This window comes from Pseudomonas sp. B3G-3 (assembly GCF_028640915.1).
GTDB classification, from domain to species: Bacteria; Pseudomonadota; Gammaproteobacteria; order Pseudomonadales; family Pseudomonadaceae; genus Aquipseudomonas; species Aquipseudomonas chlororaphis_I.
The window spans coordinates 63361-85408 of sequence record NZ_JAQZAB010000054.1 but is presented as its reverse complement, the minus strand read 5'-3'; the positions used below and the strand labels follow the sequence as shown (position 1 = coordinate 85408).

Genomic DNA, 22048 nt, shown 5'->3' with positions numbered 1-22048 from the left:
ACTGGCGAAGCCTCCTGTCGTTGATTCGAAGGAGGCAAGCAGGATGGCGAGCGGAAAGGGTTACCGGTAATCCACAAACACGGTCATCGCACCGTTTACCGTTCCCGGTGTGGCGACTGTGTCGGTTCTGATGTAGGACGCCTGCATCGGAATGACAAACGAGCCACCTGCCGCCTTGCTGTATCCATCGACCGTTATCGAACTCCCCATGGTTGCTGGAGTGCCCTGGGCGTTTTCGACCCGGATCTTTATGCCGCTCGCGGTCGAACCGCCAGCCAGCGGCAACACCCCTGGCGAGTTCTCGATCACGCCGCCAACCGGGTCAAGGGTATAGCCAATCCGGTTATAGCCCTTGGGGCAGTTGTTGACCTGTATCTGGAAACTCTGGGTGCCGGCTGTCGAGCCGATGCGCTCCAGGCGCTGAATCAAGGTTTTAGGTAGCTTTACCGTCTGGCTCGGCACCGAGCAGGTACCGTCGATTGGGGTGATAGTGCCCTTCAGATAGATTCGAAGAGAGTAGTTGCTCTCTACTGTATCGAGCTCGTAGTAGTACGGTGAGACCTGGGCGCTTCCTGCAAGGGAACCGCCTAGATTTACTCGACCATCGCCGAGTAGCTGTACTTCGATTGGCCGGTTGGTCTCGAGCGATAACGCTTGAGTTCCGAAGGCTCTTCCATTGATCAACAAACGAGTCGATATGCCTGAGACGTTCGTGGTGATTACTGGTGAAGTTGAGGCTCCGGCCTCGCCATTTGGGTAGATGCGAAGATACTTGATTGTGCACTTCGATTGGCGGCATACCTGCATCGGATAGATGTAGTGCCGAGCCAGTATGGTTCCGCTGGCCGTGTTCTTCGGGATCGACAGTTCCATCCCAAATGCATCCTCAGCGCTCGCGGACGGTGACACGGCGAGGGCCATGAGTGCAATTACGCAAAGTTGTGGCGCGATGAACAGGGCGTTGATCTTTTTTTTTGCTGTGGTCTTCATTGCCTGTTTCTCTCTGATCGACCTTGAATATGGTTCGTGGGTGAGTCGCTCTCGAGCTCCCTTGGCTCCATTCGTTCGGAAATGATTCTTTTGTTGGCTGCAGGTCGTTAGCGAAGTGTGTACGTCACTAATAAGTGATATTCAGCCGGTAACTAGATGTGGGGTTAAGCAACAAACAAAGCGTCCTGGTCTTTAACTAGGCTCAGCTGGAAGTGTTGCTTGAGTGCTGTACCGCTAATCCATCGTCGTTGATGCTTTCGAACTCGATCTTTGTTGCTCCGGCTGGAGCCAGGGAAGAAGCTCCCTCGATCGCGAATGACTGGCTTGAATAGGGGGGCAGCATTGCCGCGGGAATCGGATAGTTGTTCGAACCGCTCTTGAGGTTCACCGTGCCGAAAGAGATGTGAAACGCTGAGTCATTCCTCACTTCCAGGCCCGGCTTGCCATCCTTGGGCACCATGCGCCACTTCAACCTGGATGGGGCCTGGCCAACGTCGCCTGGCAAGTCGGCGGGCCGGTAGAACAACTTGATGCGCTGGCGCACGGCAATCTGCAGGATGTTTTCATCCTGCGACTTCTGGGGGACTTCCTGCACGCTCAACCAGAACACCGACTCCCTGTCCGCCGGAAGCCCCGCGCCCTGATACAGAACACGCAACTGCTGGCGTGCGTTCCCGTTCAGGCGTTTCAGGGGAGGGGTAAGGGCAAAGGGGACGTCCTGATCGGTGCTAGCACTGAAGGGCTCGATCCAGGACTGGACCATGAAGGGGGTCGATTCATCGTTCAGCATTAGAACGGAAGCTTCCTTCTTCGGCGCAACCAGTACCACTCGGTTTACACCCAATGAGATGCCAGCATGGGAGGGCATGGCAAACAACGACAGAAATCCGGCAAGCGCCGCACTTACGGCAAGGTGCTTTTTCATGAAGTTTCTCGAGACAACTGAAAGAGACATCAAGGCGCCTCTTCTTCGTGGAGTGTTCAGAAAACCGTGCGACGGGTTGTGGAACTTTCGCCGCATGTCCTGACTAAGTGCCCGGGCATACTAGTGGCGTTGGATTTCTCCAGGTATCAGGCGATTCTTAAAGTGCTACTGGTCCTATCCAGGGGCACTGGGATACCAGTGCAAAGTCGTGGTGACTTTGCCGGAGCCTTCTACAGCACGTCATATTCAACGAACCCTCTGAAGCTGGCATTTTCGACCGAACATAAGCCTGGAGAAGCGACCCTGTGTGACGCCGCAAAGGTGCGGGCTTTTTATTGGCTGGAGGGAAGCCGGTGTTCCACCGCTTTTAATGGGGGCTGGGTTCCGTGGTGCTTTGTCCTCCCAGAAATCTCCTGGGTGAGTTCATCGGGGCTATTTTGTTGCCTGTTATCTCCAGCAAAATGCGCAATCCCTTATCCGTCTTCCCGTGATGAGTAGGTCCAACCCGTCGCACCAATGTACCTACTGTCTCCGGCGTCAGTGGAGTGATTCATAGGGCTGCACGCACCTGGCGTGTCCGGCCGGATGTTCAACGAACTATCAGAATTACTGACGATGGTGATCAAGGACTGATTGCTTTGTTGCGTACCAGGCGTTATCGCAAAGAAGTTTCTAGAGGCAAGTAGTGAAGTGCTTTTATCTAGGTGTATTGAGACATAAGAACTCAACTAAATATGAGGGCGTCTGGTGGTCGCTAGTCGGATGAGTGGTTTACTTTTTTACGGGAATGGCCAGCATCTTGTACGATACTGGCCATTTTATATATGCGCTTACTGCTAGGTATTACGCATTTGCCACTTTTTTCTTCCCGGCCGCAGCGACTGGGTTAAGAGTTCGGCCGTGATCCTTTACGAGGTTGTCTTCGATGACAATTGCACTGTTGCAGGAGACGTAGTATTCAGTTGTTTGGGATTTATCCTGTATGGCCATCAAGTAACCCCTTGGGTCACTACGTTTCCAGGTGTCACCGCTGCCTTGCTCTAATGGGTAGTAAGCGTCACTGCCGTCTTTCTCCCATGTGCTGATTGCCACGTTAACTACTGCGCTTGCTCCGTTTGTGACTGTGATGCTCATGTTCATATTCCTTTTTGATTGTGCATTCCATGAGTTGGCTCCCTATTCAAAAATCAAATTGCAGACTTGCCACTGCTACGAGAAAACAGTAGTTAGGTTAACTCATTGAAGATGTCGTGGAGTATTGATGGCAAAGGCGATTGATATCGGTGTCAAGAGTTGTGTCGGTTTCTTGAGCTGATATGTTTCGTTTCCTCCTTCGATCATAGATAGGAATACAGTCAAGCCTGTAAACAGGTAAAAGCAAGGTACCTCCACCTTTATGAAGTGACGGTTCCGACGAGTGGTAGAGTTAGTGTCAGAGTCAATTGTTTTTGCTGTTTTATCAATGTTCGCTCATGTGGGTTCTGCATCGAGATTTTCAATCTGGGGTAAAGGTGCTCCAACGGCGCGAAGGTCTGGCTATCGAACCTGACAGATGACATGCGCTTGCTCGCCGAGGCGGCGGTCACTCGTTGCGCTTGGGCACATCTTCCAGCTGTGTTTTAAAGCGCTAAGGTCATGCGGCTGATCCGTCTTGCCCTGGCCAACGGTTCCTGCCGCATGTGCGAGTCAATGGAGTCCCATCCACCGCCTCGCTATCGCTGCCTGTTCAAGAGACTGGCTTGGTGGTTAAGGAAAGTGCCGCTCTCTGTTCGCCGAGTTGGATAAGCAGCATCGCCAGCCCCGCCTCGAATGCTTCTGTCTATACGCTGGCCCGTCCGATCACCAGGCAGCCTTCCAGCACGACCAGGGTGCTCAAGGCACAACCGCTTCGTCATGGCACCCTTGACCAAGTCGTTCTCGCCTGGTGGCGTCGCCACGGCACAGGTGGCGGCCTACTATCGTCCAGGCTTCTTCAAGCCGTTCAGGTTTCTTCAGAATTGTCTTCGAGACATGCGCGACCGCTCTGGATAGAGTGGTCGCGCTTGCCCGGCCAGGTGTGTTTACGATGGAATGCTGAACGGCCAACAGCTGGTCAGGGTGGGCGCCAATTTATCAGGCATTACGCCTGGTGATCTTGTGGCACCTTTGAATAATCCCTCGTTGAAAAGTCCGGAAGAGCGATGCGGCTCTGTCTCTTTATTGTCCTTGCGTTTAGCTGATCGCGCCTTCGCAGTTTGGCCTTTGGCCTGCCTCTTCGACTTCGCTGGCCCATGGGGTTAGTGGCGTCACGATCCCTACACTGGCTGGGCAAATCTGTCTTCGCCTGTTCGCCCAGCTACAAGCCTTTTAAAATCAGATGGTTACGCCGTTTTTGCTGTGGTAACCTATTGAAATATCTGGTTTTATCAGTGGAATGCGGCGCCATCTGCACCGGTTCGGTTCTGGCAGTTGCTCCCACTTATAAAAATAGCGCTGTAGATCGATGATTTACGGCGCCTTTTTGTTTTTGGCCGTACTCGACATCCAGTCTTGAATTTGACGCCAACGAACTTGCTTCAAGGGTAGGGGATGTATATATTTCACCCCCTTGCCGCAAGGCGCTGAAACGGCTCAAGCAATTCAAGCCTTTCAGATTGCAACACCGCGCTACCGCCCGAATGGCGAAACTGGTAGACGCATGGGACTTAAAATCCCCCGCTCGTAAGGGCGTGCCGGTTCGATTCCGGCTTCGGGCACCATCTATCTCAAGGGTTTGCTGGCGAAAGCTGATGCAAACCCTTGTTCGTTTCCGGTTCGCACATTCAAATCCGCTCTGCGATTTACGCGGTTGAGAGGCTGCCTTTCTGCTGGCGGAGGTATTTCTCTTTCATCACCACTGGGAAGTGGTGACGGGCGTATTGCAGAGACGTCTACGTCGCTCCGCAGATGGATGTAATAAGGACATTACGTGTTTCGGAAAGTGATTCTGTTACTGCTGATCAGTTGCTTGAGCGGCTGCGCCGCGGTGGCGATGCGCATGGACTACGACCACCCTTGCCCCTACAAAGGCGTGCGCCTGGACTGGTGGTTGGTAGGCACCTCCCATGGAAAGCTGATTCCCTTTTTACTGATCGACGCGCCGTTTTCCCTGGTGGTTGATACGGTGTTCTTCCCCTTCGAGTATCAATACAACTGCAACTTCTGATCTGGCTCGGCGTTCATTCGCAGAGGAGGTGTAAGCCCTGTGCAACTCGCCCGCGGCCTTGGGTGATGCGTATTCGCCATTAGCACACCAGCCCTAATCGTCTGCTACCGAGGCCAGGCTTATAGTGCGCACGACCATCCTCGTCGGGGTGGCTCTTACAAGAAAGTGCCGATACGAAAAAGGAGATTCACCATGTCATTCAAGAAAATCGTCTACGCCTCCGCCGTGGTCCTGGCCCTCACCGCCTCGAACGCCCATGCATTCGCCAGAGACTGTAACGACTCGCTGTGGAAGTTCAGCGGTATCGAAGCACTGACCTGCATCTTCTCGGGCCAATGGTGATTTGCCGTTTCCTGGGTTGAAGCTGTCCCAACGACAAGGCTGACTGTGAATGGCTAATCCGGTCAGCCTTGTTGCTTTTCCATTCGGGCGCAAATCGCGCTGCTCTCAATCCCCCATCCAGGCTGCGTCGATAGTTGCCGGCTGCGGAGAAGGCTGAACGAGAGGGGGCTGCTGGCGGGTAAAACGCAGCAGTCTGCAAGGCATTCTGGATGCTTGATCTTCGATATGACGGTCAATGAGTACCGGGTGAATAGGGGGACACCACAGTGCTACGTTCACCCCGTCACGGCCTGCAACATCCCGCGATATCGGGCGTCAAGTCTCGGTTTTATCGCGTTTTTCAGGTGAGTTTTTTCTGTTGAAGCGCGCCGAGATGTCTTGGTAGGTCTCGTTATCGGTTGCAGCAAGCAGTGTCTGACCATCCTTCAAGGTGGCCAGAAATGTCACCTCGGTATTGTGGCCCGCCAGAAGATAGCCGGCGACGGCACCCACAGGCCCCAGAAACATCGCGCCAACCATTCCAAGGCCTATGGCGCTCTTAATGTTCTTGTTCGAGTCGGTATTTTCGACGACCAGGTCCTTGAACTCGGAAACGAGAAAACTTTTCCCTATCAGCGGCTTATTGGCGGTTTTGAGCGTGATGGTTCCGCGCAGATACTCCGCGTCACCCTGGGGGAAGTCACCGGCCAGCACTATGATCTTTGCCATCTGGAAAGGCCCCAGGCGATCATTTTTAGGGGGCCATTGCGCGCCTTAAGGGATGGGGCGTCAACGCTGCGACGACGACTGGCGGCACCATTGGTCTATGACGGGGCAGAAGCGCTGCCGGGCCTGGGCATGGGCAGGCATGCGTGGCAAAGAAGGGCTGAGGCGGCAACGCTCAAGGCTGCGCTCGACGCGGCATTCGAGGCCCGGAGGCGCCAGGTATCGACAAAGCAGGGAGTGGATGCAAGCGTCCAAGTGCAGGCCGGGCGAGTTTGGATCAGTGCGGAACAGCGGATACACTTGCCGCCAAGCCTCTGGTGGGCTGGACGGATGAACCAAGGAAGCGTTTCAGTGATTATTATTCAAAACCCGGCACCCAAACTGTCTTATGCAGAACTTGCCAAGATGATTGAGCAGAAGAGGGCGGTAGAGCAGGTCAATCTGCTTGACGCCAAATTGAATCCAGCCTTCCTGGCCAGACTTGAGGCCGCTATAGAAAGCGCGGATGCGCAACAGGGCGTTCAGCCGGCTTTCCCTATCGAAGTCTGACCGACCTGGCGCCGGGTAATGCTCGGCCGATCCGACAACAGTGCTCAGTTTCAAGACAAGGACGAATGATGCGAATTTTTACCGGTGAACGGGCTCGATGGTTGATGGCGGCGGGTATCGCCGTCTTGGCAATGGCGACTAACGCGCAGGCGCAAACGACGCCTCAGGCAGCCCAGGAGATAAAGGGCTTGTTGGACTTTGTCGAGCACAGCCAATGCCAGTTCGTGCGTAATGGCGCCGAGTATCCAGCCCCCCAAGCACGGCAGCACCTGGAGAAAAAACTGAATTACCTCGAGGGCAAGAACATGGTGAGCAGCGCGGAGGACTTTATCGATCTTGCTGCCACTAAAAGCAGCATGAGTGGCAAGGTTTATGAAGTGCGTTGCGCTGCTGGATCGCAACCGGCAAGCAGCTGGTTAAAGGCAGAGTTGCAGAGGCAACGCCAGCCTCATTGATTCAGTTTTTGGCCAGGCAAAGCCCAGCTCGTACGTTGGGCTTTTTGGTTTTTGGAGGGCAGTAAAAGGCCAGGGCTGGATATACCGTGACGGGCTACATGGATCAGAGCGGGGCGCTGCTCATAAGGTATTCCTGCTGCCCCGTATGTTCATCCGTCTGCTCGTGGGTCACGACAAAGCCTTGTGCCAGGTAAAAGCCGCAGCTGGCCGTATTGTCCTTGTATACCGCCAGGCTCAACACGGGACGCTGTGCCCTGGCATGGGCGAGCAGTTGCTTGCCAATCCCCTTGGCCTGGAATTCAGGTGCAACAAAGAGGGCGGCCAGCTGCTCGTCGTGCAGTGAATAGAAACCCCGCACTTTGGACTCCCGCTCGAAGACATAGGTCTCTGACGCCGGGAGGTACAGGTTGCGCATGTTGTCGACTTGCGACTGCCAGAATGAGGCATCGATAAAATCGTGGGCTTTCAGCGAAGCCTGCAGCCAGATGTCCAGCACGGCATCCATATCTTGCTGTTCAAATCTTCTGATCATTTCTCTTCCGCTTCTCCTGACAACGGGTTGCAGGCTAGAAGCAGACGCTGGCCAGTTCAAGAGCCAACCTATTGAACGAAGCAGGAGTGTGGCGGGGGAGGCGACCGACTGATCGAGGATCAGGCGGTCGCAGTCGGATTTCAAGGCTCCACTGATTCAGTACGGATCAGTCAGGAGATGTGTGGGATTTCGTCGATATACGCGATTCGCTCACCGTTGTGGAAGATTTCAACCGCGCTGTAGAGCACGGAGTTTGGCGGCAGCACCCGGGTGAACCTGACTTGCGTGCAGGTGATTACCTGAATCCATTGCCCTGGCCTTTGGTACAGGTGCAGATCCAGCATAAGTATTGCCGGGTTGATACCCTGCGGGACTCGTACCGTCAGGTAGGCCTTGACCCCTGGGTTGGAGACTTCAACGTCTCCGACTACATGAAGTTCGTCCGGTTTGGGTGGCATGGTGTCCAGCCAGGCATGCCAGTTCGTGCAGTTCGTGATCATTTTTCCGTTCCTTGAGAAATGAAGCCCGAAGCTTGAGGTACTGCGGTTTCGCATGGCGCTTCGTGTGCCATCGAATCGAATGCCTGGCCCGGTCCTCTCCATTCAGCTGTGCGGACCCGTGCGACCAGATATCTCATGTCTAAGGTGTAGATGAGGAACGGGGGACGGCTCTCAGGCCTGGACGAATGGCATTGGCAGGCGTCGCTCGAGCATCGAAAAAGCCCGATCATCCATTGGGCTTTTTCGTTTTCTCCTCCTTGTAAAACAATCCTTTAGCCCGCACAGGTTGCTGGCTGCGCGGCTACGGGATGTGCCGGACGAACGGGCTGTAAGTCGGCGCGCCGGGCCGCAAGCTCTGGCCATCGATAAAGTCCTGCTCCTGGTTGAACGGGATCGATGGCCACTGTGCCCAGCGGGTGAGCCTGGCCTGGTAATCGAGGGTTCGCTGCTCCAGGTATTTTTGCTGTTTCCGTCCTGCCTCAGGAGCCAACCCACCACGCACGCCGTGGATGAGGTAGGGCTCCAGCACATCGAAGCCGATCGAGCGACTGGACTTCGCCGAGAAGCCCGCCCATGTCGAGTATCGGCTGACGGCGGTAGCCTGCTCTTTGGTCGACACCCTGGCCGCGCTGGATCGTTGGGCCGAGCACAACTTCCCGCAACTGGACGCTGCCCGGGAGCTTTACGATGCCCGGCAACTGAGGCAATCGGCAGGCAGCGGAGAGTAGAACGCGCAGTTGCAGCGTGATTCCCTCCTGGCTTTTGGCAGATATCGGGCCTGACCTTTATGGGGTTGCGTGTCCTTATATGCCGCTGAAGTGCTGGCCTCGTTCTTACCGAACGTTGCCGCGACCCTCACAACAAGGAGGCTCCAGGTGATTGCAAAGCTGCTCGTGACGATCGGGATAATCTTCTACGCCGTTGTGGTACCGGTGCTGGAGATCAATCAGACCCATGTTTTCAACCCGGCCTGGGAGCCGCACGCACGGTTGCATGAGGTCTGGCAGTTGTTCACCAATACGGCGATCGGTGCATTCAGCCTGTGGCTGGTGTGGTTGAAGAGCAACCTGCGCCTGTCCAGCCTCCTGACCCTGTTCGTCACGGGCGGCTTCTTGGCGGCTTACTGGCTTCGGCAGTCTTACGGTGGGTCGATGGTGCTCACCGATGGCTCTGAGAAGCTGATCCTGGGCGTTAACCTCGGACTGTTTGCCTACACCCTGGCGATCCTGCTGGCGGCGACCGCGGTTGCGATCGACCGGCGCCAACCCAGGGCGCGACTCTGAGCCAGAGCGGTTTTGTAGAAGCAAGAAAGCAGAAGCCCGGACATGGCCGGGCTTCGTTGGATGGGTGCCTGTTCAGCGTGAGTAGGGCTTGCCTTCACGCCGCGTATTTTCGACCGACAACCTGCGCCTACGCCTTTGCACCCAGCTACAGAGGGCGTGCACAGGATGAATGAACATCGCCAGCACACACAGCAGCAGGACAATGAAGATGGACATCAGACCGAGACCTTCATGGGAAAACATCGTGGGTTACTCCTGTAGTTCACTTTGTCGGTCCCAGAAGGGTAGGCACTCAGATGCTTCGCTTCATGAAGGTTACTTAAAGATAATTTCATCCATGCGCGAGTCGTGAGGGCAAAGGAGGGCGGGGCAGATACTAAAAAGCCCGGCGCTGGGCCGGGCTTTTCATGCGGGCAATGCTGACCAACCGGCAGTGTTGAAACCGACTCAGCTGGAGAGCATGAGGCTGGGTCTATCGATCATTCTTGCTCGAGGAGACGCTGGCTTTGCCCAGGCCTTTCGAGTTGTGGTCACCGGGCGTGGTGTCCGAGATCGCGGTGGCTTTTGACAGCCCGCGGGTGTCTTTGGAATGAGCCACGCCGGAAGTGGTCGAGCCATGGCCGTTGCTGTCATTACGAATGCTGCCGTAATGGTTGCCATTTTCTCCGAGATTGCGAACCGACTTGCCGGCCGGATCGCTTTTCAGGCCGCCGCTATGGCCCTTGCTGCTGACCCCTCCGGAGTGGCCGCCTGCCTGGCCACCGTGACCACCACCATTGCCGCCACTATTGCCACCGCCATGACCCCCGCCGTTACCACCGCCATTTCCGCCACCATGGCCACCACCGTCCTTTGCATAGGCGGACGTCACAGGGAGCAGAGGCGCCGCTGCCAGCATCAGTACGCAGGTCAGGGCCGTCACGAGATTTTTTTTCTTTAAAAGCATGATCGCTTCCATAGATAAGGAGAGGTTTGCATGAACTAAGACGCAATCGGCTGTCTATAGTTCGTGTGTCATGACGAATGGCACCACGGCTGGATTCATGCAGAGGACTGCAGAGATGACGACTCGTTCGGTTGTAGCTGTTTTAGCAAGCGCCGCGTTTTTATTCGGCTCGACTGCCTTGTATGCGGACCCAGGGAACGGCAAGGGCAATCCCCACGGCAATCAGGGTGGGCACGGCAATAAAGGCAACAAATCCCAGGACTACAGGTATGGCGGACCTCAAGTAGATGTCGGCGGTGTGCGCGTGATCATTGGCGACAGTCGCGACTACTGGTCACCCGGGCCGGCCCTGCCGCCAGGCATTCAGAAAAACCTGGCCCGAGGCAAACCCCTGCCGCCGGGTATCGCGAAAAAGCTGGATGGCCGGATGCTAAGCCGGCTGCCGCACTATGACGGTTATGAGTGGCAACAGGCTGGTACTGACTTGATCCTGGTCGCCATTGCGACAGGCATCATCTACGAAGTTCTGCACGACGCGCTGGACTGATTCAGTCCGGCCCGACCCGCAAGCAAAGCCCGGTGCAAGACCGGGCTTTTGCCTGACACACAGCATTCCATTTCCACCGATATTCCCTCTCCAACATCCTGTTTGACTCCGGTTTTCCTGTCTTTCGTTGGCCCAAATACAGGTAACCGCCTTGGCGGTGATTTTGCCGAGCGTCCTCTTCGGCAACATTCCAGCGCGATCTGATAGTTGAGTGGAGCGTTTCGGAAGTGTCCTAAGGACGTTGATTGGGCGCCGTTTTAAGGTTTCAGCGTTCGCCGTGTGCGCTTTTTGGATTGACACCGACTGTCGAGCCGGCGGCGTTTCGCCCATTGAAAAAGCGCAGGGCGACAGGCAGAAGAGTGGCCTGGGTGGTTGCTCCGGACTGAACCGATCGCATGTTTGCATTCAATTAAAGGAATAAATAATGCCCACTCAAAATGTTGGAAAGTTCTTTGATTTTCGCGCCAGGGTCACCGCTCCCACGTGGACGATCGATCCTGGTCATGGCCTGGATGCAGGTGTTGTTTCTGGAGTTGCACATCGGCGTTCCAGCGGCATGGAGCAGGTGGTCGAGCTGGGCACATCGAGCCTTGATGTGCTTCAGGCGGGTGGCAGTTTTCCGCAGCTGTTCAGCGTCGAGTTGAATGAAGACAGGCTCAAGGGGGCGAAAAAGGTCCAGATCTACTTTGACGGCATCACCAGTGATGGTGTGATCTTGATGAATGATTACGAAGAGGCCGGTTCTGCACGCAATGTTGGCGTTCAACTGCTGGATAGCGAGGGAAAAGTCGTGCTTCTGGGCCATGAAGGCCGTGCCGAGTACCCGGTGGCACCGGGTTTCAGGCTGTCCTTCGCAGCGAGGTTGGTCAGCTCCGGCGGGCCTGTGGAAGCCGGTGAGTTTTCCTCGTTTGCGGAGTGCGTGATCCTGTATGCCTGACGGCAGGCAAGCGGTTCACGCAGACGTTGAATCATGCGGAAAGCCAGGCGGTGGTGCTTTTTTACTGACGTCAACAAGGTGACGAATCGGCCATGGCCTGAAAAAACATGTGGTTATTTAAGGGCTTAGAAAGCATTTAGGGTAAAAATAACCTCAAAATATATTGTTACATGTTCTCGGGGACGTTAAGATAGCCCCGCGTTCACCTACCACGGTTTATGCATTTTTAGCCCCAAGTGTCCATCAGCTACTTGGGCTTTTTTTTGCCTGAAATTTGCCTGCGGCGATCTTTCACGTCGCTCTGCAAGGCAAAAAAAAGCCCGCGGGGAGCGGGCCAATAGTTGAATGAGCAGGGTGAAATCTACCCGCCTGGCGCCCGGCTCACAGTGAAAGAAATTTCATCTGGCCGTACCCACCCGCAATCGCCGCCGACTCTGGCCAGCTCAGCTCAATAACCGCCACGCATATCACTCGTGCCACTGCCTGGAGCCCTGGCTTTCTGCTGGGCGTGGCTCCATTCGGCGCAGGTGAGGAAGCTGGTGTGGTCGACTTTGCCGTTGCCGTCGAAGCTGACATTGAACGGCTGGTTATGACCGGCCTGGGTCAACACATAGTCGAAGCAGGTCCCGAGTTCCACGGTGCGCGGGGTGACGGACAAGGGTTCGCCGCCGATCTGTCGGACCTGGTCCTGGGTCATGCCGGTCTCGACCTTCGCCACCAGCGGTTGATTGCGGTAGACGTGGGAATTGCTGGTGCAACCGGAGGCAGCTGATAACAGGATGATCATGACGATAAGTGTTTTGTTCATGGCAGGGCTCCCGATGGTCGGTGTCGTGAAGAGACGCCTGATGCATCAGTTGAAGTAAAGCCGAGCGACGAGGGCGGCGAGCAGTATTCGCAAAGGGCGGGACGAGGGGATGGCGGATAGACAAAAAGCCCGCATGGGCGGGCTTTTTGCAGAGGGGGAGCTGATCCGTCAGCTGCAGCCAGTGTGCGCTTGCGCTATGGCCCTAGCAACGACAGGGCGACGAAACGCAGGCCTTGGCGCGGACTGATAACGCAGCTCATGATTCGACTGCGGCAGACCTTCCAAAACGCCATAAGCACGGCGGAAAAAGGTCGTTTGCTCGAGTGCCATTCGTCAGCTGTTTTGCACCCCGCGCCGGAATGGCCCTCTTATTGAAAGAACATTCCATCCTGGTCGGGAGGTATCCATGAATACGAACAGGCCCACTGGCCCGCGTTCATCCGAGCACGCTTCCGGCAAGGACGAACTGGGCTTCGACCCTGACTCCCCGGACCTGGCGGATCCGCAGGTGGACCCCATAGGTCCGGCGAAAGCACCCAGGGACAACAAGCCGGAGAAAGAACCCAAGTCCCGGGCGTATGACCCGCTGGGGAACCTGAAGCCCAAGTGAAACACAGGCAGGTACTCCGGCTTCGTAGCGATGGATGGAACCCACGCCCGCGCGGACCGGGTGTAAGGTGTTCGCGACAACCTCGGACGATCTCTACCGAAAGGGAGGCGATTATGAGCGTTCCAATGCTGAACAAGATGCACATGAACGGCTATGACGTGGTCAGCGTCAACAGCGGCCCCTGGCGGGTCTGCACCAAGGGCGACCGTCTTGGCTCCTTTGGCACCCGGGAAGAGGCCCTGGCCTACGCGGCAGCCTTGCCGGCCTACAAGGCGAAGGCCAAGAAGATTGCGCAAGGGGCCAACACCCGATAACCCCATCCACGACCCTGCCCGACAGCCTGGCATGTTCCCGGGCTGTCGGGTGTTCTTTTACCCTCAGGCCGGCGACTGGGCCTGGGCGGACTTCCAGCCCTTGAGCTCCTCTGCGATGAAGTGCTGCACCAGGTCGCTGTAGAGCTTTTCGATGGCATCGGCGTTCAGGCCCTCGGCCTGGGCCCATTCCCGGCGTTGCAGGAGCATGGCGCGAAAACGCTCGGGGGCGCGCACGGCGGTTTCCGAGGTCTTGAATTTCGATGCGGCCATGACGTAGCGCAAACGTTCGCCCAGCAGCTGGATGACAACCTGGTCGAGGCGATCGATCTCGCGGCGGATATCCTCCATGCCTGCGCATTGTTCGGGGGCTAGCGACTGAATGACGTCCATGTGAATACTCCAGTGGGGAAAGGATCTGCGGTTATCCGCTGGCGGATTTAATCACGGACAGGCTCGCCCTTGGCAGCACCGTGCAGACCGCTGCGCCAGCCTCGCGGGGCATGCTCTGCATGGCTGCCTGCCGAGCGTCTGTTACCATCGCGTTTTTTTGCGACCCCGCCCGGGTTCAGGGCAGGGTCGCGCCGGTCAAAGGAGAATGCCGTGATTATCACTACCACCCACGCGATCGCGGGGCGAGAGATCGCCGAGTACCTGGATATCGTGAGCGCCGAGTCCGTGCAGGGGATCAACGTCGTGCGTGACGTCTTCGCCGGAATGCGCGACTTTTTCGGTGGGCGTTCCCAGACCCTGGAGCGGGCGCTGAAAGAAGCCCGGGTGCAGGCGACCGACGAGATCAAGGAGCGTGCCCGCGATATTCGCGCGGATGCGGTGATCGGCCTGGACTACGAGATCAGCATGCCCAGCGGCCGTGGCGGCATGGTGGTGGTTTTTGTCACCGGCACCGCCGTCAGGCTCAAGTAAGCAGCGTCTCGCCGCATCACACAGCCCCGCCCGTGTGCGGGGCTTTTTTATGCCTGGCATCCTCTGCCAGACCGCCGCCCGGCCCTTGGCGATCGCCCATAAAAAAGACCCACCGGGGGAGCGGTGGGCCAGTCGGGAGTCTTCAATAAGCGTGAGCCACTTTAGCGAAGCCTTGGCGGGTTCACAGTGAAAGAAATTTCATCATTGCCGGCGAGTGGCTGCACCACCCGGTTGTCCACGGTTTCAGGCGCGGCGGCTGGCGGCATTGAGCCGGCGGCACTCGCGCATGGCGTCCTCTTCCAGGTCGTAGCCATCGCCGATGAAGCCGTCGGTGCGGGTGTCGGCGATGCGGTACCAGTGGGCGGCGATCGGCGCGCCGTGGGCGGCTTCCCCGGCGCGTCGACCCTGAATGATGATCTTGTTGCAGCGCTTTACGACAAAAATGTCTTCCATGGCGCTTCCCTGGTTGATAGCTGCTCAGAGCAACTATAGAAGCAACTCTGAAATTCGCGCAAAAGCCTGTTCATTGGCCGGCCTCGTCCAGTCTCCAGCCCGCTGCCGTCCATTGCAGCCGGTGGCTGGGTGCCATGGCGGCGAGGAACTCGCGGTCGTGGGACACCACCAGCATCGCGCCTGGGAAATCGCGCAGCGCGCTTTCGAAGGCTTCCACCGATTCCAGGTCCAGGTGGTTGGTCGGCTCGTCCAGGAGCAGCAGCTTGGCCGGCGTCTCACGCCACAGGGCAATCGCCAGCGCGGCCTTGAGGCGTTCGCCGCCGCTGAGCCGGCCACAGGGCTGGGTCACGCGCTGGGCATCGAGTTGCAGCCAGGCCAGGCGGCTGCGCAGCAGGCCTTCCTGCAGTGGCCGGTCGAGCGCCCCCAGGTGGTCGAGGATCGAACGCTCGGGATCGAGCAGCGACAGGCGCTGGTCAAGGCAAGCACTGGCCAGCCGCACCTGGCACTGGCCGCTCAAGGGCTGGATCTCGCCGGCCAGCATCTTCAGCAGCGTGGATTTTCCGCAGCCATTGGGCCCGCTGACCGCGATGCGCATGGGCCCGGTGACGGTCAGGTCGAGGTAGCTGGAGGCGGCCTCGGGCGGCAGCCAGGGCAATTGCGCTCGGGTCAGGCAGAACACCTGTTGCCCCTGGGGCACCGCGGCGCCGGGCAGCGTCACCAGGGTTGGCGCCTCCGGCACTACCCGCGCATAGGCGTCGCGGACCTGCTGATCGAGGTTGTTCTTGTGGCCCTGCTGACGGTTGCGCACCTGGCCCATGATGTCCCGAGCGGCGCTTTTTATCTTCCTCCGTTCAAAGCTGGCGATGTTGGCGGTGTCGGCATAACGTCGGGCGCCGGCGGCGTGGCGCTGGATGGTGTCGTGTTCGCGTTGCAGGCGTTTTTGTTCGCGACTGCGTTCGGTTCGCGCGTGCTCCAGGGCGGCCCGCGCCGCGCCGTGCTCGGCTTCGCGCTGGGCGCGGAATGCCGCGTAGTTGCCGCCGTAGACTCGCGCGCCGTGAGGCGTGAGTTCGACGATGCGCTGCATCTGCGCCAGCAATTGGCGGTCATGGCTGATCAGCAGCAGTCCGCCGCGCCACTGCTGGAGCTGCGTCAGCAGCCACTGGCGACCGGGCTCGTCGAGGTGGTTGCTGGGTTCGTCGAGTATCAGCAGATGGGCATCGCTGAGCAGGGCGCCGATCACCGCGATACGCGCGCGTTGCCCGCCGCTGAGGCTGGCGGCCGGATCGTCGGGGCCGACCGTGTCGAGACCGGCCTCGTCCAGCAGGCGGCGCAGGCGTTCGCCAAGGTCCCAGCGCTCGTCGACCTGCGCCAGGTCGGCCATCGAGGCCTGGCCCGCGGCGAGGCGCTCGAGGGCGGCCAGGGCCTCAGCGATGCCGGTGACCTGGGCAACGCTCTGGCCCTCCTGCGCCAGGTGTTCCTGGGCCACATAAGCCAGGCGGGCGAAGCGCGTGACGCTGCCCGAGGACGGCGCAAGCTCGCCGGCGATCAGGCGCGCGAGCACGCTCTTGCCAGTGCCGTTACGCCCGACTATGCCGGTGGGCAAGGCATCGAATGTCAGGTCGAGTGAATCGAACAGGGTTTCGCCATGGGCGAACTGGAATGTCAGCTGGTTCAGGGAAACCAGCGCAGGCAGCCGTGTGACGTGAGTCATCAGCACCTCCGGAGAATGTCGAAAAAGGCCAACAAGCGCAGCAAGGCGGCTTGTCGCGAATACATTTCTGGAAGGCTTAGTTGTTCACGTCGGCAATCGTCCGGTGACGGGGAAGGGCGGCTAGCCTAACGCGTGGGTGGGCCGGATGACAACCCGCGGCGCGGCTATCGCGAGCAAGCTCGCTCCTACAGATCCAATACTCGCCCTGGTAGGCGCGAGCTTGCTCGCGAGAAACGCTTGCGCCCGGCGCGCGGCTCAGGCGAGCACGGCCACCGCCTTGATCTGCGCCCAGAGTTGCTGGCCCGGGTGCAGTTGCAGCTGGTCGCGGGAATAGCGGGTGATTCGCGCCAGCAGCGGGGTGCCGGCGACGTCCAGGCGCACCAGGACATGGGCGGTGTTGTCGGCGGGGATTTCGCCGCTGACCGTCACCGGCAGGCGGTTGAGGATGCTGCTGTGTTCGCCGGCTTGCAGGCTGAGGCTGACGTCCCGCGCCTGGACCTTGAAGCGCAGGTGCTTGCCAATGGTCATCGGCGCATGGGCGACCCGCACCCGCAACTGGCTGCCGGGCAGTTGCAGGGCGAGCAGCTGGTAGCCGGCGTCGTAGTGGCTGACCTGGCCTTCGATCACCACCCCGGCGTCGTCGCCCAGGGCCAGGGGCAGGTCGAGACGGGCCAGGGTTTCGCCGATCGGCCCGCTGGCCAGGGCGCGGCCGTTTTCCAGCAGCACGATATGGTCGGCCAGGCGCGCCACCTCATCCTGGGAATGGCTGACGTACAGCACCGGGATCTCCAGCTCGTCATGCAGGCGTTCGAGGTACGGCAGGATCTCGCTTTTGCGTTTGCTGTCGAGGGCCGCCAAGGGCTCGTCCATCAGCAGCAGCCGCGGGCTGGTCAGCAGCGCGCGGGCAATGCCGATGCGCTGGCGCTCGCCGCCGGACAGGTTGTGCGGATGGCGCTGCAGCAGGTGGCCGATGCCCAGCAGCTCGGTGGCCTGGGCCATGTCCACACGGCGTTGCGCGCGGGGGATGCGCTTGAGGCCGAACTCCAGATTGGCCTGCACCGAGAGGTGGGCGAACAGGCTGGCTTCCTGGAACACGTAGCCCAGGGAACGTTTGTGCGGTGGCATAAACAGCTGACGTTCACTGTCCTGCCAGACTTCGTCGTTGATCCGTACCAGGCCCTGTTCGGCCTGCTCCAGGCCGGCGATGCAGCGCAGGCAGGTGGTCTTGCCGGAGCCGGAATGCCCGTACAAGGCGGTGACGCCACGGCCCGGCAGCTCCAGGTCGAGATCCAGGTCGAAGGTTTTGTAACGGCGCTTGAGGCGCACATGGATCGATGCACTCACGACTCAACTCCAGCCAGCGCGGGTTTTGCGGCTGGAGTACAACGCCAGCAACACCAGGAACGAGAACACCAGCATGGCGGCGGCCAGCCAGTGGGCCTGGGCGTATTCCAGGGCTTCGACGTGGTCGTAGATCTGCACCGAGACCACCCGGGTTTTTTCGGGAATATTGCCGCCGATCATCAGCACCACGCCGAACTCGCCGACGGTGTGGGCAAAACCGAGAATGGCCGCGGTGATGAAGCCCGGCCTGGCCAGCGGCAGGATCACGCTGAAGAAGGTGTCCCAGGGATTGGCGCGCAGGGTCGCCGCCACTTCCAGCGGACGGGTGCCGATCGCGGTAAAGGCGTTCTGCAGCGGCTGCACGACAAAGGGCATGGAATAGATCACCGAGCCAATCACCAGGCCACTGAAACTGAAGGTCAGGGTGCCCAGGCCGAGGGCCTGGGTGAGTTGGCCGATATAGCCGTTGGGGCCGAGGGCGAGCAGCAGGTAGAAGCCGATCACCGTCGGCGGCAGGACCAGGGGCAGGGCGACGATGGCGCCGATCGGCCCCCGCAGCCACGAGCGAGTGCGCGACAGCCACAAGGCAATCGGCGTACCGACGATCAGCAGGATCAGGGTCGTCAGCGACGCCAGTTGCAGGGTCAGCCAGATGGCGGAAAAGTCGGCACTCGATAGCGGCATTTAGAGTTGGTAACCGTAGGACTGGATGACGGCCGCGGCTTTCGCTCCCTTGAGGTAGTCAACCAGGGCCTTGGCCGCCGGGTTGTCCTTGCCCTTGTTGAGGATCACCGCGTCTTGTTTGATCGGGTCGTGCATCTGCGCCGGAACTATCCAGGCTGAGCCGCTGCTGACTTTGCCGTCTTTGTAGATCTGCGACAAGGCGACAAAGCCCAGTTCGGCATTGCCGGTGGAGACGAACTGATAGGCCTGGGTGATGTTCTGGCCTTCGACGATCTTGCCCTTGACCTGCTCGGTCAGGCCTAGCCTGGCCAATACCTGGGTGGCGGCCAGGCCGTAAGGCGCGGCTTTCGGGTTGGCGATGGACAGGTGCTGGTAGTGGTTGTCCTTGAGCACCTGGCCCTTGCTGTCGACGTAGGCATCCTTGGCCGACCACAGCGCCAGGGTGCCAATGGCGTAGGTGAAGCGCGAGCCCTTGACGGTGGCGCCTTCGCTTTCGAGTTTTGCCGGGGTGCTGTCGTCGGCGGCGAGGAAGACTTCGAACGGCGCGCCATTCTTGATCTGGGTATAGAACTGCCCGGTCGCGCCATAGGCGGCCACCAGCTTGTGCCCGGTGTCTTTCTCGAAGTCGGCGGCGATCGCCTGGATCGGCGCGGTGAAGTTGGCGGCGACCGCGACCTGGACTTCATCGGCCTGGGCCGAGCCGAAAGCGCAGGCGGCGAGCACAGCGGCAAGGCAGGTCGGGGCAAAACCTGAGAGACGACGGTTCATGAACAGCTCCATTGGCGAAGGGACGTTGGGCAGTGGGGGATATGGAAAGGGACTGCACCGGGGGTGGGTGAAACGCTGTATACGGAAATATATAGCGAATCGCCAGCGAACGGAACTGTGGCAGGAGTTGGAGTGGGCAGCGGGCCGCGAGCGGAGTCGCGGCCCTGGGGTTTTTAGCCTCTGTTGAGCTTGGCCAGGGCTTGCTCGGCCAGCGTGCGGGTCAACTCGTAGGCCGGCAGTTCCAGCCCCAGGCGCAGGGCCTGGCCGGCCCAGAGGTTGGCGAAGTCGGCCTCATTCTTGGCGCGCAATGGCATCAGCGCGCCACCGGCGAGGGGAAAGGCCGGGGCCAGTGGGCTGATCGGGCCGATCTCGCGCATCACCCGGTTGACGATGCCCCGCGCCGGGCGGCCGGTGAACAGGTTGGTCAGGGCGGTCTGGCTGTCCTTGGCGGTGCGCAGGGCCTGGTGATGGGCGGCGCTGACCTTGGCTTCCGGGGTGAACAGGTAGGCGGTGCCCAGTTGCGCCGCCGAGGCGCCGAGGGCGAAGGCGGCGACTATGCCGCGGGCGTCGCCGATCCCGCCGGCGGCGATCACCGGCACCTGCACCGCATCGACGATCTGCGGCACCAGGGCCATGGTGCCGACCTGGGTGTTGAGGTCTTCGCTGAGGAAGATCGCCCGATGGCCGCCGGCCTCGTAGCCCATGGCGATGATCGCGTCACAGCCACGCTGCTCCAGCCAGATCGCCTCATCGACGGTGCTGGCCGACGACAGCACCTTCGCCCCGGTGGCCTTGACCCGCGCGAGCAGGGCCGGCTCCGGCAGGCCGAAGTGGAAGCTGACGATTTCCGGACGCAGCTCCTCCACCAGTTCGCAGCTGACGGTGTCGAAGGGGGCGCGGCTGCTGACCGGGGTCGGCGCCTCGAAGTCGGCGCCGAGTTCGCGGTAGTAGGGTTCCAGGGCGTTTTTCCAGCGGATTTCCCGTTCCGGGTCGGGTATCGGGTTCTGGTGGCAGAAGAAGTTCAGGTTCAGCGGGGCAGATGTAGCCTGGCGAATGCTCTGCACGTCCTGGCGAATCTGCTCGGGGCTGAGCATGGCGCAGGGCAGGGAGCCCAGCGCGCCGGCCTGGGCGGCGGCGATCACCATGGCCGTAGTGGTGGCACCGGCCATGGGCGCCTGGATGATCGGCAGCTCGATGCCCAGCAGGTCGAGAATACGGGTGTCAGGCCATTGGCTCATGTTGAATGATGCTCCGACGTCAAGAGATAAGGACGGCAACCCGGGGGGTTGTATCAGGAGATGGACGACCAAGGCCAGTCGACTTTGGCCGGAGCCTGGCGATCCCCTGTAGGAGCGAGCTTGCTCGCGAGACGGGATCAGGGCCGCCACCTGGGCTGCCAGTGATAAGGCTATCGCGGGCAAGCCTCGCTCCTACGGGCAGGGTGTGGCCTACGACGAAAAGAGCGTGGATTTTTCCCGCACGGGCTGGGAAGGTGGGGGCTTTGCAAGCTGAAACTCAAGTTCACGGCCCGGCCATGGGCCCATCGGGAGGCAGTCATGTTCAAGGGTATTTTGATCGAGAAAGACGACGCCGGTTATCGCGCGGCGCTGCGCGAGATTGACGAAGCGCAGTTGCCCGAGGGCAATGTGACGGTGCGGGTGGCCTACAGCACCCTGAACTTCAAGGATGGCCTGGCCATCACCGGCAGCAGCCCGGTGGTGCGCAAGTTTCCCATGGTCCCGGGGATCGATCTGGCGGGCATCGTCGAAGACAGCAGCCACCCGGATTACCAGCCCGGCGACCAGGTGTTGCTCAACGGCTGGGGCGTGGGCGAAGGACACTGGGGCGGGCTGGCGCAGAAGGCGCGGCTGGACGGCGACTGGCTGATTCCCTTGCCCCAGGCGTTCAGCGCGGCCGAGGCCATGGCCATCGGCACGGCCGGGTACACGGCGATGCTCAGCATCCTGGCGCTGGAGCGCCACGGCCTGACTCCGAACCAGGGCGAGGTGCTGGTCACCGGGGCCAATGGTGGGGTCGGCAGCTTTGCCATAGCCCTGCTGGCCCGGCTCGGTTATCGGGTGGTGGCATCCACCGGGCGCACTGCCGAGCAGGACTACCTCAAGCGCCTGGGCGCCAGCGAGATCATCGACCGCGCCAGCCTGTCCGCGCCGGGCAAGCCTTTGGCCAAGGAGCGCTGGGCGGCGGTGATCGACTCGGTGGGCAGCCATACCCTGGCCAATGCCTGCGCCAGCACCCAGGCCAACGGCACTGTGGCCGCTTGCGGGCTGGCCCAGGGCATGGACTTCCCGGCGTCGGTAGCGCCCTTCATTCTGCGGGGCGTGACTCTGGTCGGGATCAACAGCGTGACCCAGCCCAAGGCCCGGCGCATCGAGGCCTGGCAGCGCCTGGCGCGTAATCTGGACCCGGCCCTGTTGCCGTTGATCAGCCATGAGATCGGCCTCAGCGAAGCCATCGCTGCCGCATCGCGCCTGCTGGCCGGCGAGTTGCGCGGGCGCGTGGTGGTGGATGTGAATCGCTGA

Annotated in this window: 28 protein-coding genes and 1 tRNA gene; 13 read left to right on the top strand and 16 right to left on the bottom strand. The window is 59.8% G+C overall.

Annotated elements, in window-relative coordinates; translation table 11 throughout:
• Window positions 1-60: 60 nt before the first annotated feature.
• The 3 genes from PVZ80_RS00980 to PVZ80_RS00970 form a co-directional block, all read right to left on the bottom strand.
• Window positions 61-990, bottom strand: a complete 930-nt coding sequence (locus PVZ80_RS00980; protein ID WP_273863319.1) for a fimbrial protein — start codon at window positions 988-990, stop codon at window positions 61-63.
• 202 nt (window positions 991-1192) lie between these two features.
• A complete protein-coding gene (locus tag PVZ80_RS00975) occupies window positions 1193-1915 on the bottom strand; it encodes a fimbrial biogenesis chaperone (RefSeq protein ID WP_273863318.1) in 723 nt (240 codons plus the stop codon).
• Between the two features lie 843 nt (window positions 1916-2758).
• A complete protein-coding gene (locus tag PVZ80_RS00970) occupies window positions 2759-3049 on the bottom strand; it encodes a hypothetical protein (protein ID WP_016703893.1) in 291 nt (96 codons plus the stop codon).
• Window positions 3050-4566: 1517 nt separating this feature from the next.
• Here PVZ80_RS00970 and PVZ80_RS00965 point away from each other — a divergent pair.
• The 3 genes from PVZ80_RS00965 (at window position 4567) to PVZ80_RS00955 (ending at window position 5441) form a co-directional block, all read left to right on the top strand.
• A tRNA-Leu gene (locus tag PVZ80_RS00965) sits at window positions 4567-4653 on the top strand.
• 209 nt (window positions 4654-4862) lie between these two features.
• The gene (locus PVZ80_RS00960; RefSeq protein WP_009049373.1) at window positions 4863-5099 is read left to right on the top strand and encodes a YceK/YidQ family lipoprotein; all 237 of its coding nucleotides are present in this window, start codon (window positions 4863-4865) and stop codon (window positions 5097-5099) included.
• Between the two features lie 192 nt (window positions 5100-5291).
• Window positions 5292-5441 (top strand): hypothetical protein, encoded by a 150-nt coding sequence (locus PVZ80_RS00955; protein ID WP_007921689.1) that lies wholly within the window; start codon window positions 5292-5294, stop codon window positions 5439-5441.
• A gap of 315 nt (window positions 5442-5756) precedes the next feature.
• Here the strand turns inward: PVZ80_RS00955 and PVZ80_RS00950 are convergent, their stop codons facing one another.
• Entirely contained in the window at window positions 5757-6149 is a 393-nt protein-coding gene (locus PVZ80_RS00950) for a hypothetical protein (protein ID WP_038632891.1), read from the bottom strand.
• A 348-nt stretch (window positions 6150-6497) separates the two neighbouring features.
• Here PVZ80_RS00950 and PVZ80_RS00945 point away from each other — a divergent pair, with 348 nt between their 5' ends.
• Together PVZ80_RS00945 and PVZ80_RS00940 are read left to right on the top strand one after the other, a co-directional pair.
• Complete coding sequence (locus tag PVZ80_RS00945) at window positions 6498-6695, top strand: hypothetical protein (RefSeq protein WP_223815592.1); 198 nt, start codon at window positions 6498-6500, stop codon at window positions 6693-6695.
• 68 nt (window positions 6696-6763) lie between these two features.
• On the top strand, window positions 6764-7150 hold the full coding sequence (locus PVZ80_RS00940) for a DUF5329 domain-containing protein (RefSeq protein ID WP_028682516.1): 387 nt from the start codon (window positions 6764-6766) through the stop codon (window positions 7148-7150).
• A gap of 103 nt (window positions 7151-7253) precedes the next feature.
• On the opposite strand, the gene PVZ80_RS00935 is transcribed toward PVZ80_RS00940, so the two are convergent.
• From PVZ80_RS00935 to PVZ80_RS00925, 3 genes are all read right to left on the bottom strand, one after another.
• On the bottom strand, window positions 7254-7682 hold the full coding sequence (locus tag PVZ80_RS00935) for an N-acetyltransferase (RefSeq protein WP_080710562.1): 429 nt from the start codon (window positions 7680-7682) through the stop codon (window positions 7254-7256).
• A 170-nt stretch (window positions 7683-7852) separates the two neighbouring features.
• Window positions 7853-8182 (bottom strand): hypothetical protein, encoded by a 330-nt coding sequence (locus PVZ80_RS00930; RefSeq protein WP_009049368.1) that lies wholly within the window; start codon window positions 8180-8182, stop codon window positions 7853-7855.
• Window positions 8183-8483: 301 nt separating this feature from the next.
• Window positions 8484-8801, bottom strand: coding sequence for a hypothetical protein (locus PVZ80_RS00925; RefSeq protein WP_038632879.1), 318 nt, complete (start codon window positions 8799-8801; stop codon window positions 8484-8486).
• On the opposite strand from PVZ80_RS00925, the gene PVZ80_RS33905 reads away from it, so the two are divergent.
• Both PVZ80_RS33905 and PVZ80_RS00920 read left to right on the top strand, forming a co-directional pair.
• A complete protein-coding gene (locus tag PVZ80_RS33905; RefSeq protein WP_115344067.1) occupies window positions 8722-8910 on the top strand; it encodes a winged helix-turn-helix transcriptional regulator in 189 nt (62 codons plus the stop codon). The two genes, PVZ80_RS00925 and PVZ80_RS33905, sit on opposite strands and share 80 nt — an antisense overlap.
• A gap of 147 nt (window positions 8911-9057) precedes the next feature.
• Window positions 9058-9465: a hypothetical protein gene (locus PVZ80_RS00920; RefSeq protein WP_273863317.1), complete on the top strand. Its 408-nt coding sequence runs from the start codon at window positions 9058-9060 to the stop codon at window positions 9463-9465.
• A gap of 472 nt (window positions 9466-9937) precedes the next feature.
• On the opposite strand, the gene PVZ80_RS00915 is transcribed toward PVZ80_RS00920, so the two are convergent.
• The gene (locus PVZ80_RS00915; protein WP_080577950.1) at window positions 9938-10411 is read right to left on the bottom strand and encodes a hypothetical protein; all 474 of its coding nucleotides are present in this window, start codon (window positions 10409-10411) and stop codon (window positions 9938-9940) included.
• 115 nt (window positions 10412-10526) lie between these two features.
• Between PVZ80_RS00915 and PVZ80_RS00910 the strand changes: the two genes are divergently transcribed.
• Together PVZ80_RS00910 and PVZ80_RS00905 are read left to right on the top strand one after the other, a co-directional pair.
• The gene (locus tag PVZ80_RS00910) at window positions 10527-10958 is read left to right on the top strand and encodes an anti-virulence regulator CigR family protein (RefSeq protein WP_009049364.1); all 432 of its coding nucleotides are present in this window, start codon (window positions 10527-10529) and stop codon (window positions 10956-10958) included.
• Window positions 10959-11382: 424 nt separating this feature from the next.
• Window positions 11383-11895, top strand: a complete 513-nt coding sequence (locus PVZ80_RS00905; protein ID WP_028682521.1) for a fimbrial protein — start codon at window positions 11383-11385, stop codon at window positions 11893-11895.
• A 448-nt stretch (window positions 11896-12343) separates the two neighbouring features.
• On the opposite strand, the gene osmE is transcribed toward PVZ80_RS00905, so the two are convergent.
• Window positions 12344-12703, bottom strand: coding sequence for an osmotically-inducible lipoprotein OsmE (gene osmE / locus PVZ80_RS00900; protein WP_273863316.1), 360 nt, complete (start codon window positions 12701-12703; stop codon window positions 12344-12346).
• 406 nt (window positions 12704-13109) lie between these two features.
• Here osmE and PVZ80_RS00895 point away from each other — a divergent pair, with 406 nt between their 5' ends.
• Together PVZ80_RS00895 and PVZ80_RS00890 are read left to right on the top strand one after the other, a co-directional pair.
• Window positions 13110-13313: a DUF6021 family protein gene (locus PVZ80_RS00895; protein ID WP_009049361.1), complete on the top strand. Its 204-nt coding sequence runs from the start codon at window positions 13110-13112 to the stop codon at window positions 13311-13313.
• 113 nt (window positions 13314-13426) lie between these two features.
• Window positions 13427-13627, top strand: coding sequence for a hypothetical protein (locus PVZ80_RS00890; RefSeq protein WP_016704205.1), 201 nt, complete (start codon window positions 13427-13429; stop codon window positions 13625-13627).
• Between the two features lie 63 nt (window positions 13628-13690).
• Here PVZ80_RS00890 and PVZ80_RS00885 read toward each other — a convergent pair whose 3' ends face one another.
• Entirely contained in the window at window positions 13691-14017 is a 327-nt protein-coding gene (locus tag PVZ80_RS00885; protein WP_009049359.1) for an isochorismate lyase, read from the bottom strand.
• Window positions 14018-14227: 210 nt separating this feature from the next.
• Between PVZ80_RS00885 and PVZ80_RS00880 the strand changes: the two genes are divergently transcribed.
• Window positions 14228-14548 (top strand): YbjQ family protein, encoded by a 321-nt coding sequence (locus PVZ80_RS00880; RefSeq protein ID WP_009049358.1) that lies wholly within the window; start codon window positions 14228-14230, stop codon window positions 14546-14548.
• A 243-nt stretch (window positions 14549-14791) separates the two neighbouring features.
• Here PVZ80_RS00880 and PVZ80_RS00875 read toward each other — a convergent pair whose 3' ends face one another.
• The 6 genes from PVZ80_RS00875 to PVZ80_RS00850 all read right to left on the bottom strand — a co-directional run bounded on the left by PVZ80_RS00875 (window position 14792) and on the right by PVZ80_RS00850 (window position 20746).
• Window positions 14792-15001 carry a hypothetical protein gene (locus PVZ80_RS00875; RefSeq protein ID WP_009049357.1) on the bottom strand — a complete coding sequence of 70 codons (210 nt, stop codon included), beginning with the start codon at window positions 14999-15001 and terminating at the stop codon, window positions 14792-14794.
• Window positions 15002-15071: 70 nt separating this feature from the next.
• On the bottom strand, window positions 15072-16712 hold the full coding sequence (locus PVZ80_RS00870) for an ABC-F family ATP-binding cassette domain-containing protein (protein WP_273863315.1): 1641 nt from the start codon (window positions 16710-16712) through the stop codon (window positions 15072-15074).
• A 255-nt stretch (window positions 16713-16967) separates the two neighbouring features.
• Window positions 16968-18056 (bottom strand): molybdenum ABC transporter ATP-binding protein, encoded by a 1089-nt coding sequence (gene modC, locus PVZ80_RS00865; protein WP_135006671.1) that lies wholly within the window; start codon window positions 18054-18056, stop codon window positions 16968-16970.
• Window positions 18057-18059: 3 nt separating this feature from the next.
• On the bottom strand, window positions 18060-18740 hold the full coding sequence (modB, locus tag PVZ80_RS00860) for a molybdate ABC transporter permease subunit (protein ID WP_009049354.1): 681 nt from the start codon (window positions 18738-18740) through the stop codon (window positions 18060-18062).
• Complete coding sequence (gene modA, locus PVZ80_RS00855; RefSeq protein ID WP_038632868.1) at window positions 18741-19508, bottom strand: molybdate ABC transporter substrate-binding protein; 768 nt, start codon at window positions 19506-19508, stop codon at window positions 18741-18743.
• A 173-nt stretch (window positions 19509-19681) separates the two neighbouring features.
• Window positions 19682-20746: an NAD(P)H-dependent flavin oxidoreductase gene (locus PVZ80_RS00850; protein ID WP_053269230.1), complete on the bottom strand. Its 1065-nt coding sequence runs from the start codon at window positions 20744-20746 to the stop codon at window positions 19682-19684.
• Window positions 20747-21064: 318 nt separating this feature from the next.
• Here PVZ80_RS00850 and acuI point away from each other — a divergent pair, with 318 nt between their 5' ends.
• Window positions 21065-22048, top strand: coding sequence for an acrylyl-CoA reductase (NADPH) (acuI, locus tag PVZ80_RS00845; protein ID WP_028682527.1), 984 nt, complete (start codon window positions 21065-21067; stop codon window positions 22046-22048).